The following is a 16,337-nucleotide window of genomic DNA, read 5'->3' on the forward strand; positions in this document are numbered from 1 at the left end:
CGAAAGGAACTGCTATGCCGATTCAGATTCTACCACCACAGCTTGCCAACCAAATTGCCGCCGGTGAAGTGGTAGAGCGGCCTGCATCGGTAGTGAAAGAGTTGGTGGAAAACAGCCTGGATGCTGGGGCGACACGGATTGATATCGATATCGAACGGGGTGGCGCGAAGCTGATTCGTATCCGTGATAACGGTTGTGGGATCAGTAAAGCGGATTTATCCCTGGCACTGGCGCGTCATGCCACCAGTAAGATAAGTTCGCTGGAAGATTTGGAAGCCATCCTCAGTATGGGGTTTCGCGGCGAGGCATTAGCCAGTATCAGCTCAGTCTCCCGCTTGATCCTGACTTCACGTACCGCCGATCAGAATGAAGCCTGGCAAGCGTATGCTGAAGGGCGTGACATGGCGGTGACCATCAAACCGGCGGCGCATCCGGTGGGCAGTACGCTTGAAGTGTTGGATCTATTTTATAACACACCCGCGCGGCGCAAATTTATGCGCACTGAAAAAACCGAATTTGGTCATATTGATGAAGTGGTGCGGCGCATTGCGCTGGCGCGTTTTGATGTAGCAATTAATTTGAGCCATAACGGTAAGTTAGTGCGCCAATACCGCGCAGCACCAGACCCTTCTCAGCATGAACGGCGTTTGGCCAGCATCTGTGGCCCGGCGTTTTTGCAGCATGCACTGGCCATTTCCTGGCAACACGGTGATTTGACTATTCGTGGCTGGGTGGCAGACCCTGCCGCAAGCCGTACACTCACTGAAATGCAATATTGCTACGTCAATAACCGCATGATGCGCGACCGGTTGATCAATCACGCCATTCGTCAGGCTTATCAGGATCTGCTCAAAGACGATCAGCAGCCAGCGTATGTGCTGTATCTGGATATTGACCCGCATCAGGTGGATGTCAACGTCCATCCGGCGAAGCATGAAGTGCGTTTCCATCAGGCGCGGCTGGTGCATGATTTTATTTATCAGGCGGTGACCACGGTTTTACAACAAACCGCCACGCCGGTGCTGAGCATTAATGACGATGGCGAAGAGATCGAGGCTCCACGCTGGCAGCCGGAAAACCGCATCGCGGCTGGGGTGAATAAATATGCCCAACCAGAACCCGTTAAAGCTAATCCGGCAGAATATGTCGTGCCAGCCGCGCGAGCGGAGTCATCAGAGCGAACAACTGGCTCACCACGGGCAGCCCGTGAGCACGTCACTCCTGCCTATCACGCAGGGCAGCCGTATCAGAAGCAACAAGGCGAATTATATCGCCAACTGGTGCAGCCCGCGGCAGTGGATACACCGATTGATGTTATCACCGCACCCAGACACCGCTTACCCGCAGACGAACCGCTTCAGGGCGATAGCTACAGCTTTGGTCGGGTATTAACCATCATCGCCTCTTGCTATGCGCTGATCGAATATCAGCAAAGTGTGGCATTATTGGCCCTGCCGGTGGCCGAGCGTGGCTTAAAACAGGCACAACTGACTCCGCCCCCGCAGGGGCTACGCCCGCAACCCTTATTAATTCCGTTGAAACTGACATTAGATAAGCACGAGGCGGCGGCAGGTCTGCGTCATCAGAACTTATTGGTTACTATGGGAATAGAACTGGCAGTTGAACACTCAAGAGCGACCTTGCGTGCGGTATCTTTACCATTACGCCAACAAAATTTACAAAAACTGATACCGGAACTGTTAGGCTATCTGTCGCAGCATGAAGAGATATCGCCAGATGCTCTCGCCACATGGATTGCTCGCCATCTTGGCAGTGAACATGAGGTTTGGAATGTGTCTCAAGCGATACAGTTATTGACGGATGTTGAGCGTCTTTGCCCGCAGTTGGTGCAGTCCCCTCCTGCTGGGCTATTACAACCTATTGATATAAAGGCTGCATTGGCAACCCTGACACATGAATAATATGGAAAATCTAACTCGGCCACCGGCAATTTTTATCATGGGGCCAACCGCGTCGGGTAAAACAGCGCTTTCCATCGCGCTGCGGCAGCGGCTCCCTGTAGAGTTAATCAGCGTTGACTCTGCTTTGATCTATCGTGGTATGGATATCGGCACAGCCAAGCCTGGCGCAGCAGAGTTAGCGTTGGCACCACACCGGTTGATTGATATCCGCGATCCAGCAGAATCATACTCTGCCGCCGATTTCCGTAAAGATGCATTAAAAGAGATGGCCGACATCACCGCAGCCGGGCGAATTCCGCTGTTGGTGGGGGGGACCATGTTGTACTTTAAAGCCTTGTTGGAGGGGTTATCTCCGTTACCCTCCGCAGACTTGCCAGTGCGCCAGCGTATAGAACAGCAGGCAGCAGAGCAGGGTTGGGAGGCGTTGCATCAGCAGTTGGCCGAGATAGACCCGGTTGCTGCGGCGCGAATTCACCCTAATGATCCCCAAAGGCTCTCCAGAGCACTGGAAGTTTTTTATATTTCAGGTAAAACTTTAACGGAACTGACTAAAATTTCGGGTGAAACCTTACCTTATCGGGTTCACCAATTTGCGATTGCGCCTGTTAGCCGGGAACTCTTGCACCGGCGGATTGAATTACGTTTTCATCAGATGCTGGATGCTGGGTTTGAACAAGAGGCTAGGGCGCTTTTTGACCGTGGTGATTTGCATACGGATTTGCCAGCTGTTCGTTGTGTGGGATACCGACAAATGTGGTCTTATCTGTCGGGTGAGATTGATTACAACGAAATGGTTTACCGCGGAGTTTGTGCGACACGTCAACTGGCAAAGCGCCAAATGACCTGGTTGCGAGGCTGGAGTTCAGTACAATGGCTCGACAGTGATAAGCCGGGAGAGGCTTTAGACTCTGTAATACAGGTTGTTAGTGCATAGGTTGAATGATTGTGTACAATTGATTAGTACTCAACGCGCAGATTTTTTTTACGCAGTTTATTTTCGAGCCGATAGGTTCTTAGTTAAAAACAACAAGCAAATAAGGAAAATATAGAATGGCTAAGGGGCAATCTTTGCAAGATCCGTTCCTGAACGCATTGCGTCGTGAACGGGTTCCGGTTTCTATTTATTTAGTGAATGGCATTAAACTGCAGGGCCAAGTTGAGTCTTTTGATCAGTTTGTCATTCTGTTAAAAAACACAGTTAGCCAGATGGTTTATAAGCACGCCATCTCTACTGTTGTGCCTTCTCGCCCGGTTTCGCATCACAGCAATAATCCGAGTGGTAGCACCAATAATTATCATGGTAGTAATCCGTCTGCGCCGCAACAGCCGCAGCAGGATAGCGATGACGCTGAATAAAGCGCATTGCTGGTCGACCATGACGGAGAACATAAGCAACGGATTCGGGCTTATGTTCTCCGCACTAGCGGTTTTGATCCGTTTGAGAGGTTGCACGTTTGTTTGACCGTTATGAAGGCGGTGAGCAGGCCGTACTGGTTCATATTTATTTCTCGCAAGACAAAAACTCAGAGGATCTGCGTGAGTTCGAAGCGCTGGTGTCTTCTGCGGGCGTAGAAGCTTTGCAAATTGTAACGGGTAGTCGCAAAGCCCCACACCCTAAATACTTTGTTGGTGAAGGAAAGGCAGAAGAAATTGCTGATGCCGTGAAAGCCAGTGGCGCGTCTGTTGTCTTGTTTGATCATGCCCTTTCCGCAGCGCAAGAGCGAAATCTTGAGCGTTTGTGTGAGTGCCGGGTTATTGATCGAACTGGACTGATTTTAGATATTTTTGCCCAACGGGCCCGTACTCACGAAGGTAAATTACAGGTCGAATTAGCGCAATTGCGCCATATTGCGACCCGTTTGGTACGCGGCTGGACGCATCTTGAACGTCAAAAAGGTGGGATTGGCCTGAGAGGGCCGGGTGAGACTCAGTTGGAGACTGACCGCCGTTTGTTACGCGACCGCATCAGCTTGATTTTGAGCCGTTTGGATCGGGTAGCAAAGCAGCGTGAGCAAGGGCGACGTTCGCGCACCCGTGCTGATATTCCGACCGTATCTTTGGTGGGATATACCAACGCCGGTAAATCCAGCCTGTTTAACAAAATTACGGCAGCTGATGTTTATGCGGCTGACCAATTATTTGCCACGCTGGACCCTACCTTACGCCGTATCAATGTGGCGGATGTGGGCGATACAGTATTGGCGGATACCGTAGGCTTTATCCGGCACTTGCCGCATGACTTGGTGGCTGCTTTTAAAGCAACGCTACAGGAGACGCGGCAGGCCTCATTACTGTTACACATTATTGATGCAGCAGATCCTCGGGTAGCCGAGAATATGGCCGCAGTCGATTCTGTATTGGCGGAAATTGAAGCAGATGAAATTCCTACATTATTAGTAATGAATAAAATTGATTTGTTGGATGATTTTGTCCCGCGAATCGATCGCAACGAAGACAATCTGCCAGTCAGAGTTTGGCTTTCAGCCCAAACCGGCGCAGGGATCCCGTTGCTCTTTCAAGCGTTGACGGAGCGTCTTTCAGGTGAGATCGCACACTTTGAATTGCGTTTACCGCCTCAGGCCGGCCGTCTGCGTAGCCGTTTTTACCAGCTTCAGGCAATTGAAAAAGAGTGGATAGACGAGGACGGGAACGTCGGTATGGTGGTAAGAGTGCCTATCGTTGATTGGCGTCGTCTCTGTAAACAAGAGCAAGATCTGGTCAGCTATATTATTAATGAGCCAAGCACGGCTAATTAATTGATTATGCTGATTGATTTTGTGAGATTAAGAGCCAGCTTGTTTGGCGTGTGCTCTTGGCCTGAAGAAAACCAATCATAGAAGAATGGAGCTAAAACATGGCGTGGAATCAGCCCGGTAATAACGGACAGGACCGCGATCCGTGGGGGAGCAGCAATAATAATGGCGGCAACTCTGGCGGAAATAACAATAATAAAGGTGGCCGTGATCAAGGGCCGCCCGATCTGGATGATATCTTCCGGAAACTGAGCAAAAAACTGAGTAGCCTCGGTGGTAAAGGTGGCGGCAGCGGTAGTGACAACAACGGTGCGTCAAAAGGCCCTGGTTTCAGTGGTCGAATTGCCGGTATCGCTGTGGTTGCGGTTGTGGTTATCTGGGCGGCAAGTGGTTTCTATACAATTAAAGAAGCTGAGCGTGGTGTTGTTACGCGCTTGGGTAAATTAAGCCACATTGTGCAGCCTGGTTTGAACTGGAAACCGACCTTTATTGACGAAGTAACCCCGGTTAACGTCGAATCTGTACGTGAATTGGCGGCATCTGGTGTCATGTTGACCTCCGATGAAAACGTGGTTCGCATCGAAATGAACGTGCAATACCGCGTAACCGATCCGGCCGCTTATCTGTTTAGCGTGACCAATCCGGATGACAGCCTGCGTCAGGCAACTGACAGCGCAGTGCGTGGTGTTATCGGTAAATACACCATGGATAAAATCCTCACCGAAGGCCGCACCATCGTTCGTAGCGATACTCAGCGTGTACTGGAAGAAACTATTCGTCCATACAACATGGGTATCACGCTGCTGGACGTTAACTTCCAGGCAGCGCGTCCGCCGGAAGAAGTTAAAGCGGCATTTGATGATGCGATTGCTGCTCGTGAAAACGAACAACAGTATATTCGTGAAGCAGAAGCTTACACCAACGAAGTCCAGCCGCGTGCAAACGGTCAGGCGCAGCGTCTGTTAGAAGATGCGCGTGCTTATGCCGCACGTAAAGTATTGGAAGCGCAAGGTGAAGTCGCCGGGTTTGCCAAGTTGTTGCCTGAGTATAAGGCAGCACCGGAAATTACCCGCGAGCGTCTGTATATCGAAACCATGGAAAAAGTCCTCGGTCATACCCGCAAAGTGCTGGCAAGTGACAAAGGTAATAGCTTGATGGTGCTGCCACTGGATCAACTGCTGCGCGGTCAAGGTGCAGATAAAGCGGATGGCAACAAAGACACAAGTCTGATTCGTTTGAATCCGCCTTCCTCTGCTAATAGCAGCCAAGGGGCTGGTGCCAGCAACACAAGCACCAGTTCAACCAGTGGTTCTATCATGGATCAGCGCCGGGCAAATGCTCAGCGTGATACTTCCACTCGCGTAGGGAGAGAATAACCAATGCGTAAGTCTTTTTTACTTATCGTCGTTGTGGTGTTAGTCGCACTCTACGCTTCGCTGTTTGTGGTACAAGAAGGCCAACGCGGGATCGTACTGCGCTTTGGTAAGGTATTACGTGATAGTGATAACAAGCCGCTGGTGTACGCACCGGGCCTGCACTTCAAGATACCGTTTATCGAAACAGTGAAGAGGTTGGATGCCCGTATTCAAACAATGGACAACCAGGCCGACCGTTTCGTGACCAACGAGAAGAAAGACCTGATTGTTGACTCATACTTGAAATGGCGTATCAGTGATTTCAGCCGTTACTATCTTGCTACCGGTGGTGGTGATGTGTCTCAGGCTGAAGTGCTGTTGAAACGTAAGTTCAGTGACCGTTTGCGTTCTGAAATTGGTCGTTTGAATGTGCGCGACATCGTAACCGACTCACGCGGTCGTCTGACGTCTGATGTTCGTGATGCGCTGAATACCGGTAGTGTGGGTGACGAAGCCGTTACCACGGAAGCCGATGATGCGATTGCCTCTGTGGCAGCCCGTGTTGAACAGGAGACTCGCGGCAAACAGCCTGCGGTTAACCCGAACAGTATGGCGGCACTGGGTATCGAAGTGGTTGACGTGCGAATCAAGCAAATCAACTTACCGGCTGAAGTCTCTGACGCTATCTTCCAGCGTATGCGTGCTGAACGTGAGGCGGTTGCCCGTCGTCACCGTTCACAAGGTCAGGAAGAAGCCGAGAAGTTGCGTGCAACCGCCGACTATGAAGTGACACGTACTCTGGCTGAAGCCGAGCGTCAGGCGCGTATTACGCGTGGTGGCGGTGATGCCGAAGCGGCCCGTCTGTTTGCCGATGCATTCAGTAAAGACCCTGACTTCTATGCCTTCATTCGTAGCTTGCGCGCGTATGAAAACAGCTTCAGTAGCGGTAATGATGTGATGGTACTTAGCCCGGAGAGTGATTTCTTCCGCTATATGAAATCGCCGGATAACTCCAGCAAACGTCCATAACAGCCCGTTTTTGACTGTAACAGCAAGGCCCGTTCACGCGGGCCTTTTCTATTTGAAGCCGCCGCTTCCATTTGATTGAGACAGATAATGAATTCAACCATCTTATTAGCATTGGGTTTGGTTTTGGTGTTGGAAGGGCTTGGCCCGATGCTTTATCCCAAAGCCTGGCGCAAAATGATTCTGGCAATGACCCAACTACCGGATGCCACTTTACGTCGTTTTGGTGGCGGATTAGTGGTTGCAGGCTGCGTTATCTACTACATGTTGCGTAGCCGCATGGGTGGCTAAATGTAAGCACAAAAATTGTTCAGTTATGTGTTAAAAAGTACTGAAAGCAGCCGAGTGAGATGTTAGAATCCTTTTTTAAGCAACCTGGTGATTTTTGAGATGGGTAAGAACGTCGTCGTACTGGGCACCCAATGGGGTGACGAAGGTAAGGGCAAGGTCGTTGACCTGCTGACTGAACGGGCTAAATATGTTGTGCGCTATCAAGGTGGTCACAACGCTGGCCACACTTTGGTTATCAACGGTGAGAAAACCGTTCTTCATTTAATTCCCTCAGGTATTCTGCGTGAAAACGTAACCAGCATCATCGGCAACGGTGTTGTACTGGCACCTGACGCTTTAATGAAAGAGATGACAGAACTTGAAGCGCGCGGTATCCCTGTTCGTGAGCGACTGTTACTCTCCGAAGCATGTCCATTAATCTTGCCGTATCATGTGGCTTTGGATAATGCGCGTGAAAAAGCACGTGGTGCAAAAGCGATTGGTACTACCGGTCGTGGTATCGGCCCTGCCTATGAAGATAAAGTTGCTCGCCGCGGTCTGCGTGTGGGTGATTTGTTCAACAAAGAAACCTTTGCTACCAAGCTGAAAGAAATTGTGGATTATCACAACTTCCAGTTGGTGCATTACTACAAAGTCGATGCTGTTGACTACCAGAAAGTGCTGGATGATGTGTTGGCTATCGCCGATATTCTGACCGCAATGGTGGTTGATGTGTCCGAACTGCTGGACAGCGCGCGTAAGCGTGGCGATTTCATGATGTTCGAAGGCGCACAAGGCACCTTACTGGACATCGACCACGGTACTTATCCGTATGTCACGTCATCTAACACTACCGCAGGTGGCGTAGCGACAGGTTCTGGTCTTGGCCCACGTTATGTCGATTACGTGCTGGGTATCGTGAAAGCGTATTCTACTCGTGTTGGTGCCGGTCCATTCCCGACTGAACTGAACGATGAAACCGGCGAGTTCCTGCGTAAGCAAGGTAACGAATATGGCGCAACGACAGGCCGTAGCCGTCGTACCGGTTGGTTGGATATTGTTGCTGTGCGTCGCGCAGTGCAGATCAACTCCCTGTCTGGCTTCTGCATGACCAAATTGGACGTGTTAGACGGCCTGAAAGAAGTGAAACTGTGTGTGGGCTACCGTATGCCAGATGGCCGCGAAGTGGATACCACCCCACTGGCTGCTGAGGGCTGGGAAGGTATCGAGCCAATCTACGAAACCATGCCAGGCTGGTCAGAAGTGACCTTTGGCGTGAAAGAACACAGCAAGTTGCCACAGGCAGCCCTGAACTACATCCAACGTGTAGAAGAGCTGACCGGTGTTCCGGTTGATATCATCTCGACCGGCCCGGATCGTGAAGAAACCATGATCCTGCGCGACCCATTTGATGCATGATTAAGCGGCTGATAGCCAAATAATCAGAATTCAGATTCCAATGAACCGGGCTTATGCCCGGTTCATTGTTATACTCGTCATACTTTAAGCTGCATGTGCGTTGGCTATGTTTGTTATTCGGCCCATTTATGTGCCTCGCCTCGTTGAGGCCGCTGCGAGCAGCGTTCAAATCTGCTCCTGGCAGATTTGTCACCCGAATCACTTACTGATATAAGCCCGCAGGTGAGCACTTGCCGTTTTCCGGCAACTTGAATTATTTAGGGTATATCCCTTTCTAACTTGATGTTGCTGCTTTATTAGCCGCAATCTATTACTTTTGGCTATAACTGTATGCAGAAGTGACCTCGGATAAGCCGTTTTACATCAAAACACCCGTCCTTTATCTAAATGATTAGTCGCAAGCTTTATGGCTGGTTTATCATTTGAAGTATATATCCGTCATACTACAGGTTGCATGTGTGTTGGCTGCCTTCGTTCACACCAATCACTTACTGATGTAAGCTCTTGGGGGGCGCTGAGTTGCCGTCTTCCTGTAACTCGAGTTATTTAGGATATAAATTTCTAAATAGCATTTAGAATCGCACTTATAACTTATCCAACATGTGTCATCTTAGATGGGTTTAAGCCGGGTAAATTGATACTCAGGGGTATATGTGCAGTTAACAAGTTTTACTGATTATGGTTTGCGAGCGCTTACTTATATGGCCTCACTGCCTGAAGGCCAAATGACCAGCATTTCTCAGGTGACTGATGTCTATGGCGTGTCTCGCAATCATATGGTTAAAATAATCAATCAGTTGAGCCGCGTCGGTTTGGTTACTGCTGTGCGGGGCAAAAATGGGGGCATACGGCTGGGTAAACCCGCTGCGCAGATTCGTATCGGTGACGTTGTGCGCGAATTGGAGCCACTTTCCCTGGTCAATTGCAGCAGTGATTTTTGCCACATCACGCCCGCTTGCCGTTTGAAGCAAGTGCTCAATCAGGCAGTACAGAGTTTCCTTAACGAGCTGGATAACTATACTTTGGCTGACATGGTCAAAGATAATTCCCCGCTCTACAAATTATTACTTGTTGAGTAGGTTTTTGCTTAATCAAAGATATATATACCCAAAGAACTTGGAGTCGCAGGTAGGCAGCCAGTAAACGAATCCCGATGAGCTTACACTGGTAAGTGATTCGGGTGAGAGCGCGCAGCTAACACCCCTGCGGCTTCAAGTACGCAGGGTATAAGACCTGCTGATGGCAACGGAGGAACCGCAATGTCACAAGATCCATTCTTGGAACGAGAAGCAGAGAAGTATGAGTCACCCATCCCTAGCCGGGAATTCATTTTGGCTCATCTCGCGAAGCGCGAAACACCTGCCAGCCGTGAAGAGCTGGCTAATGAACTCAATTTAAGCGGTGAAGAGCCTTTAGAGGCGCTGCGCCGCCGCTTGCGCGCGATGGAGCGTGACGGGCAACTGGTCTTCACCCGTCGCCAGTGCTACGCCTTACCGGAGCGTCTGGACCTACTGCGCGGTACTGTTATTGGTCACCGTGATGGTTTTGGCTTTTTACGCGTTGAGGGCAGTAAAGACGATCTGTATCTCTCTGCCGAACAGATGAAAACCGCCATTCATGGTGATGTGGTATTGGCCCAAGCAGTTGGCGCAGACCGCAAAGGTCGCCGTGAAGCGCGTATTGTGCGCGTATTGGTGCCGAAAACCAGCCAGATCGTCGGTCGTTATTTCACTGACGCCGGTACCGGCTTTGTGGTGCCGGATGATGGTCGTTTGAGTTTTGATATCTTGATCCCACCGGATGCTATCAACGGTGCGCGCATGGGCTTTGTGGTGGTGGTCGAGTTGACTCAGCGCCCAACCCGTCGGAGTAAAGCGGTCGGTAAGATTGTTGAAGTGCTCGGCGAAAACATGGGGACCAGCATGGCGGTAGATATCGCGCTGCGCACTCATGAGATTCCGCATACCTGGCCGCCGCAAGTTGAAAAGCAAGTCGCTGACTTAAAAGAACAAGTACCGGAAGAGGCGAAAAAAGGGCGCGTCGATTTACGCAATCTGCCGCTGGTCACCATCGATGGTGAAGATGCCCGTGACTTTGATGATGCGGTGCATTGTGAGAAAAAACGTGGCGGCGGTTGGCGTTTGTGGGTTGCCATTGCTGATGTTAGCTATTATGTGCGCCCGCGTACCGCGTTGGATGATGAGGCTCGTAGCCGGGGTAACTCGGTCTACTTCCCATCGCAGGTGGTTCCGATGCTGCCAGAAGTGCTGTCAAACGGCCTTTGTTCGCTCAATCCGCAGGTAGACCGCCTGTGTATGGTGTGTGAGATGACTATCTCCTCACAAGGCAAGCTGTCGTCTTATAAGTTCTACGAAGCGGTGATGAGTTCTCATGCACGCCTGACGTATACTAAAGTGTGGCGAATCATTGATGGCGAAGAGTCGCTGCGTGAACAGTATAAGCCACTGGTTCCGCACCTGTTAGAACTACACTCCATGTACAAAGTGCTGGATCAGGCGCGGGCTGAACGTGGTGGTATCGCGTTTGAAACCGAAGAAGCCAAGTTTATCTTTAATGCTGAACGGCGCATTGAACGCATTGAATCGACCGTGCGTAATGATGCGCATAAGTTGATTGAAGAATGCATGATTTTGGCCAACATTGCCGCCGCGCGCTTTGTCGAAAAACACAATGAGCCAGCGCTGTTCCGTGTGCACGACCGCCCAAGTGACGACCATATCTCCGCACTGCGTAGTGTGCTTGGTGAGCTGAGTCTGACACTCGGCGGTGGTTTGAAACCGGAACCTAAAGATTATGCGGTGCTGATGGATGAAGTTGCCGATCGTCCGGATCATGAAATGCTGCAAACTATGTTGCTGCGTTCGATGAAACAGGCGATTTACGATCCGGAAAACCGTGGTCACTTTGGTTTGGCACTGGCTTCTTATGGCCATTTCACCTCACCCATTCGCCGTTATCCCGATCTTGCGATGCACCGAGCCATCAAGTATCAGCTCGCCAAAGAGCAGGGCAATGTGAAAGAGCGCTGGACACCAACCGGTGGCTGGCACAGCGAATACGACGAGATGCTGCAATTGGGCGAACACTGCTCAATGACCGAGCGCCGCGCTGATGAAGCGACCCGTAACGTCGCGGATTGGCTTAAGTGTGACTTTATGCAGGATCAGGTCGGTAAAGTCTTCACCGGGATCATTGCCAGTGTTACCGGTTTTGGCTTCTTCGTGCGTCTGGATGATCTGTTTATTGATGGTTTGGTGCATGTTTCCAGCCTGGATAATGATTATTACCGTTACGACAACATCGGTCAGCGTCTGATTGGTGAATCTTCGGGTCAGGTTTATCGCTTGGGCGATACCGTGGAAATCCGGGTCGAAGCGGTACATATGGATGAGCGAAAAATTGATTTTGCATTAGTTTCCAGTACCCGCAAGCCGCGCGGTGAAGGTAAAACCGCCCGTGATAAGGCGAAAAAAACCGATGGGCAGCGTACGATGCGTGATACCTCTAGCCGTGGTGGGCGTGGTGCTTCATCGGGCGCTCCGCGCCGTGATAGCGCGCCAGCAGCAGGGGGACAGAAGCGGCCACGTCGCGCTAAAAAACCGGTGAATTTTGAGCCGGACAGTGCTTTCCGCCCAGCAGATGCTGCCGCGAAGTTAGATGACAAAGCGCTGGCTGAGAAGAAAGCCAAGGCGAAGGCGAAAAGAGTGTCAGCGAAAACCAAGAAAATTGCCGCTGCCACTAAAGCCAAGCGTGCGAAGAAGAAACCTGGCAGCGACGAGTCATCGCTGTAGTTTGTCGGGCGGCTTTGGTCGCCCGCATTAATTTAATTATTGGCAGGCAAATTTTTTATCTGCTGACACATGTAAAAGAGCATCATGAGCGAAATTATTTACGGTATTCACTCCATCAAAGCCTTGTTAGACAATGATCCACAACGTTTTCTGGAAGTTTTTATTCTGAAAGGTCGTGACGATCGTCGTCTACAATCCTTGATTGTAGAACTGGAAGCTACCGGTTTGGTGATTCAAGTGGCCAGCCGGAAGTGGCTGGATTCGCAGGTTGAAGACGGTGCCCATCAGGGTATCGTGGCGCGGGTACGGGAAGGGCGTCAGTATCAGGAAAATGACTTACCCGCATTGCTGGAAAGTGTGGAAACCCCTTTCCTGTTGGTGCTTGATGGCGTAACCGATCCCCACAATTTGGGTGCGTGCTTGCGCAGTGCGGATGCGGCGGGTGTCCACGCAGTTATCGTGCCACGGGATCGCTCGGCGCAGCTTAATGCCATTGCCAAGAAAGTCGCCAGCGGTGCGGCTGAAAACGTGCCATTGATTAAAGTGACTAATCTGGCGCGCACGCTGCGGGTGTTGCAAGAACATAATGTGTGGATTGTGGGTACTGCCGGTGAAGCTGACCATACGTTGTATCAGAGCAAAATGACCGGCCCGATGGCGCTGGTAATGGGCGCTGAAGGTGAGGGGATGCGTCGTCTGACGCGCGAGCATTGCGATGAGTTGATCAGCATCCCGATGGCGGGCAGTGTGTCTTCCCTGAACGTGTCAGTGGCCACCGGTGTGTGTCTATTTGAAGTTGTACGCCAGCGTGCATTAAAAGCCTGATATTTGTTTCATTAATCATTGAATTCCAAAAGCCAACATTCGCATATGTTGGCTTTTTTGTTCTTATTATCATGAGATGGTATCAGTCATTGGTGATAAATAGGGGTTTAGTCCCTGTTTGTGATGAGCTTGTCAGCAAATATCCTCGCCTGCACCATACTTAACGCTAATTTATCAAATCCATAATTTATGAATGCCGATTGCGCATTTATACCCAAAGTTATTGAAGGTGCAGGTCGGCGGCAAGTGATTCAGGTGAGTGAACGTCGCTGACCCCCTACGGCTTCACGTACCAAGTGTATCGTCGTGAAATGGAGGACGGTATGGAGTGGCAGACACACTTGGTTTTCAATCAACCTGAGCCATTATCAAACAGCAACTTATTTCTATCTGATATGGCTTTGCAGGACGCTATCACGCGGGAACATGCGGGTTGGGATGCGGAAACGCTGTCTCAGATAGGATTACAGCTAGGCTCAATGGAGTCACTTGAATTAGGGTGGCTGGCTAACGCTAATCCACCAGAGTTACTGCGTTATGATACTGCCGGACAGCGCTTGGATCAGGTGCGATTTCATCCGGCCTGGCATGTGCTGATGCCTGGTGCAGCATGACGCTGGATCACCGGGATCAATATACGTTGCCGGAGGCAGTTTGTTCATTACTGCTGAACCGTGCATCCGGCAGACGCTAGCCATATGGGTAATTTACTTATATAACAACGCATTGGCATACCAGATGCCAGGGTAGATGCTGTCTGACAGCATGATAATCAAATAATAGGGCGCGCCGCTGGCATTGGCTCTGCGCTGAATTTCAGCTTCAACATCCGTCGGGCTACCAAATACCTGAGCCGAAACAGTGCCTACTTTTTGCAGGTTGAGACTCTGAGCGCGGTTGATTTCCTGCGCGTAGGGCTTTATTGGCGGGGGCGGCGCGGGAGTCACCTGAAAAACACTGCAAGCTGATAACCCGAGAGCCAGCAATAAAACCACCATTGTGCGTCTTATATTCATAATTGCCTCTTTGTCAGTGGCTTATCTGTCTCTGCAAGCCAGTTATCTAACAAGTGTAACGCTCAATATGCGCAATCCGCCAGTATCACGGCTACCTCAGGCGCAAAGGGGATCTATCTTGGAAGAAATTGATTTAAGACTTTATCCCCTTGTTTTGGCAAACTGAATCTATCTGCTATAAGCCTGCTTATTGCCCTTTCAATAAAGGATTCTCATCATGATTGAGATGTCGCTGGAAAATATTAACGGTATTGAGGTTATCCATGCCGCCCCGGCGGGTCAGCGCCAGCAGCCATTACCGACCATTTTCTTTTACCACGGCTACACTTCGTCAAAAGAGGTCTATTCCTACTTTGCTTATGCCTTTGCTCAGGCTGGTTTTCGTACTATAGCGCCAGATGCGGATAGACATGGTGCGCGTTTTGACGGTAATGAAACGGAGCGACGCTCTCATTTCTGGGAAATCCTGAAATCGAATATTGATGAGTTACCCGCCCTGAAGCAGCATTATCAGCAGGCCGGATTGATTGATGATGAGCGCATTGGTGTGGCGGGCGCATCAATGGGCGGCATGACCACGTTAGGGGCATTAGCCCGCTATCCGTGGGTGCGTGCTGCCGCAGATTTTATGGGGTCGGGTTATTTTACCTCGTTGGCACATTCACTATTTCCACCGTTAGAGGCCGGGGTTAGCATCAGTGCAACCGAGTTTGCACGTCGTTTAGCGCCGTTGGCAGATTATGATCTCACTCATCAGTTAGGCGCTGTTACTGGGCGGCCATTATTGGTCTGGCATGGTGAAGCGGATGACGTCGTTCCGGCGACAGAGAGTGCGCGGTTGGTACAAGAACTCAGGGCAAGCGAGCGTGATAATCACCTGACTTATATTACCGAAGCGGGGATTGGTCATAAAATTACGCCAAGCGCATTAAAGGCTGGAGTGACATTTTTCACCAAACACTTATGAGCCACTGAGAATAAAAAAGCCCCCAGTTATCTGGGGGCAAGGGTATATCAAATAGCTTTTTTAGTTTTGGGTCGTCGTATTCACTGGTGCTGGTTTTTGACTGTTGGGTCTAACGGTCACTCTCTGCGTTTACTCGGATTGAGTCATTACCCGACTCATGCCTCTGGGTCATGTGGAATGCCGCTGTGCCGTGTTGGCTGCCTTGCTACATCTTGAAATCTATTAGTGATATGCGGTGGATGTAAATAATTCTAGTCGATTTTGTTAATTTAAAAACAGGTGATAATTGATTCACTTTATCAAAAAAAATGAACGAAATAACAGTGGAGTTAATGATTTCATTGAAAGATTTATCGGACTAATGGATCTACATCCATTGGTTATTTAATGAACAAAAAGTGCGGTTTTAGCAAAGTAATGGTTAGAACAAGAATAAATCCCCCGCAGTCCTTGAGTTTAAATGCGCCCGCAAGTATAGTTACGCGTCATTTTTCAGCCGCACACAAACACGTTCCTTGCCTCCATGGGCCGCGGTTGACCCTATCAGGAGGCTGAATAATCCGTAAGGAGCAATAATCGATGCGTCATTACGAAATCGTTTTTATGGTCCATCCTGACCAAAGCGAACAGGTTCCGGGCATGATCGAGCGCTATAGTGCAACTATCACTAATGCTGCTGGTACGATCCACCGTCTGGAAGACTGGGGCCGCCGTCAACTGGCTTACCCGATCAACAAACTGCACAAAGCCCACTACGTTCTGTTGAACGTTGAAGCTCCGCAGGAAGCGATCGATGAGCTGGAAACAAACTTCCGCTTCAACGACGCCGTTATCCGTAGCATGGTTATGCGCGTTAAGCACGCGGTAACTGAAGCATCACCAATGGTTAAAGCGAAAGACGAACGCCGTGAGCGTCACGACTTCGCGTCAGAAGCCAATGATGATTCTGAAGCTGGGGATTCTGAAGAGTAA

At 50.2% G+C, this 16,337-nt stretch carries 14 protein-coding genes and 1 pseudogene; 14 read left to right on the forward strand and 1 reads right to left on the reverse strand.

Annotated features, from left to right (window positions below; all coding sequences use genetic code 11):
* Positions 1 to 14 precede the first annotated feature (14 nt).
* From mutL to YALDO0001_RS03265, 12 genes and pseudogenes are all read left to right on the forward strand, one after another.
* On the forward strand, positions 15 to 1,922 hold the full coding sequence (gene mutL / locus YALDO0001_RS03210; protein WP_004699818.1) for a DNA mismatch repair endonuclease MutL: 1,908 nt from the start codon (positions 15 to 17) through the stop codon (positions 1,920 to 1,922).
* Entirely contained in the window at positions 1,915 to 2,856 is a 942-nt protein-coding gene (gene miaA / locus YALDO0001_RS03215) for a tRNA (adenosine(37)-N6)-dimethylallyltransferase MiaA (protein ID WP_042839341.1), read from the forward strand. The genes mutL and miaA overlap by 8 nt, the downstream gene beginning before the upstream one ends.
* A 116-nt stretch (positions 2,857 to 2,972) precedes the next feature.
* A complete protein-coding gene (gene hfq, locus YALDO0001_RS03220) occupies positions 2,973 to 3,278 on the forward strand; it encodes an RNA chaperone Hfq (protein ID WP_004392473.1) in 306 nt (101 codons plus the stop codon).
* 98 nt (positions 3,279 to 3,376) lie between these two features.
* Positions 3,377 to 4,678, forward strand: coding sequence for a ribosome rescue GTPase HflX (hflX, locus tag YALDO0001_RS03225; RefSeq protein WP_004699822.1), 1,302 nt, complete (start codon positions 3,377 to 3,379; stop codon positions 4,676 to 4,678).
* Positions 4,679 to 4,776: 98 nt separating this feature from the next.
* Positions 4,777 to 6,051, forward strand: coding sequence for an FtsH protease activity modulator HflK (gene hflK / locus YALDO0001_RS03230; protein WP_004699824.1), 1,275 nt, complete (start codon positions 4,777 to 4,779; stop codon positions 6,049 to 6,051).
* A 3-nt stretch (positions 6,052 to 6,054) separates the two neighbouring features.
* The gene (hflC, locus tag YALDO0001_RS03235) at positions 6,055 to 7,059 is read left to right on the forward strand and encodes a protease modulator HflC (RefSeq protein WP_004699826.1); all 1,005 of its coding nucleotides are present in this window, start codon (positions 6,055 to 6,057) and stop codon (positions 7,057 to 7,059) included.
* A gap of 87 nt (positions 7,060 to 7,146) precedes the next feature.
* Positions 7,147 to 7,347 (forward strand): DUF2065 domain-containing protein, encoded by a 201-nt coding sequence (locus tag YALDO0001_RS03240; protein WP_004699828.1) that lies wholly within the window; start codon positions 7,147 to 7,149, stop codon positions 7,345 to 7,347.
* Positions 7,348 to 7,446: 99 nt separating this feature from the next.
* Positions 7,447 to 8,745 (forward strand): adenylosuccinate synthase, encoded by a 1,299-nt coding sequence (locus tag YALDO0001_RS03245; RefSeq protein WP_042547605.1) that lies wholly within the window; start codon positions 7,447 to 7,449, stop codon positions 8,743 to 8,745.
* Positions 8,746 to 9,398: 653 nt separating this feature from the next.
* The gene (gene nsrR, locus YALDO0001_RS03250) at positions 9,399 to 9,824 is read left to right on the forward strand and encodes a nitric oxide-sensing transcriptional repressor NsrR (RefSeq protein ID WP_042839342.1); all 426 of its coding nucleotides are present in this window, start codon (positions 9,399 to 9,401) and stop codon (positions 9,822 to 9,824) included.
* 180 nt (positions 9,825 to 10,004) lie between these two features.
* Positions 10,005 to 12,557, forward strand: a complete 2,553-nt coding sequence (rnr, locus tag YALDO0001_RS03255) for a ribonuclease R (RefSeq protein ID WP_004699834.1) — start codon at positions 10,005 to 10,007, stop codon at positions 12,555 to 12,557.
* Positions 12,558 to 12,641: 84 nt separating this feature from the next.
* Positions 12,642 to 13,382, forward strand: coding sequence for a 23S rRNA (guanosine(2251)-2'-O)-methyltransferase RlmB (rlmB, locus tag YALDO0001_RS03260; protein WP_004699835.1), 741 nt, complete (start codon positions 12,642 to 12,644; stop codon positions 13,380 to 13,382).
* 323 nt (positions 13,383 to 13,705) lie between these two features.
* Positions 13,706 to 13,987: pseudogene (locus YALDO0001_RS03265) on the forward strand (isovaleryl-CoA dehydrogenase); the annotation flags it as partial.
* A 102-nt stretch (positions 13,988 to 14,089) separates the two neighbouring features.
* Here YALDO0001_RS03265 and bsmA read toward each other — a convergent pair.
* Entirely contained in the window at positions 14,090 to 14,401 is a 312-nt protein-coding gene (gene bsmA, locus YALDO0001_RS03270) for a biofilm peroxide resistance protein BsmA (protein ID WP_186367043.1), read from the reverse strand.
* Positions 14,402 to 14,615: 214 nt separating this feature from the next.
* Here bsmA and yjfP point away from each other — a divergent pair, with 214 nt between their 5' ends.
* Positions 14,616 to 15,365 carry an esterase gene (gene yjfP, locus YALDO0001_RS03275; protein ID WP_004699841.1) on the forward strand — a complete coding sequence of 250 codons (750 nt, stop codon included), beginning with the start codon at positions 14,616 to 14,618 and terminating at the stop codon, positions 15,363 to 15,365.
* Positions 15,366 to 15,944: 579 nt separating this feature from the next.
* Entirely contained in the window at positions 15,945 to 16,337 is a 393-nt protein-coding gene (rpsF, locus tag YALDO0001_RS03280) for a 30S ribosomal protein S6 (protein ID WP_002210153.1), read from the forward strand.

The organism is Yersinia aldovae ATCC 35236, from assembly GCF_000173735.1.
Lineage (GTDB): Bacteria > Pseudomonadota > Gammaproteobacteria > Enterobacterales > Enterobacteriaceae > Yersinia > Yersinia aldovae.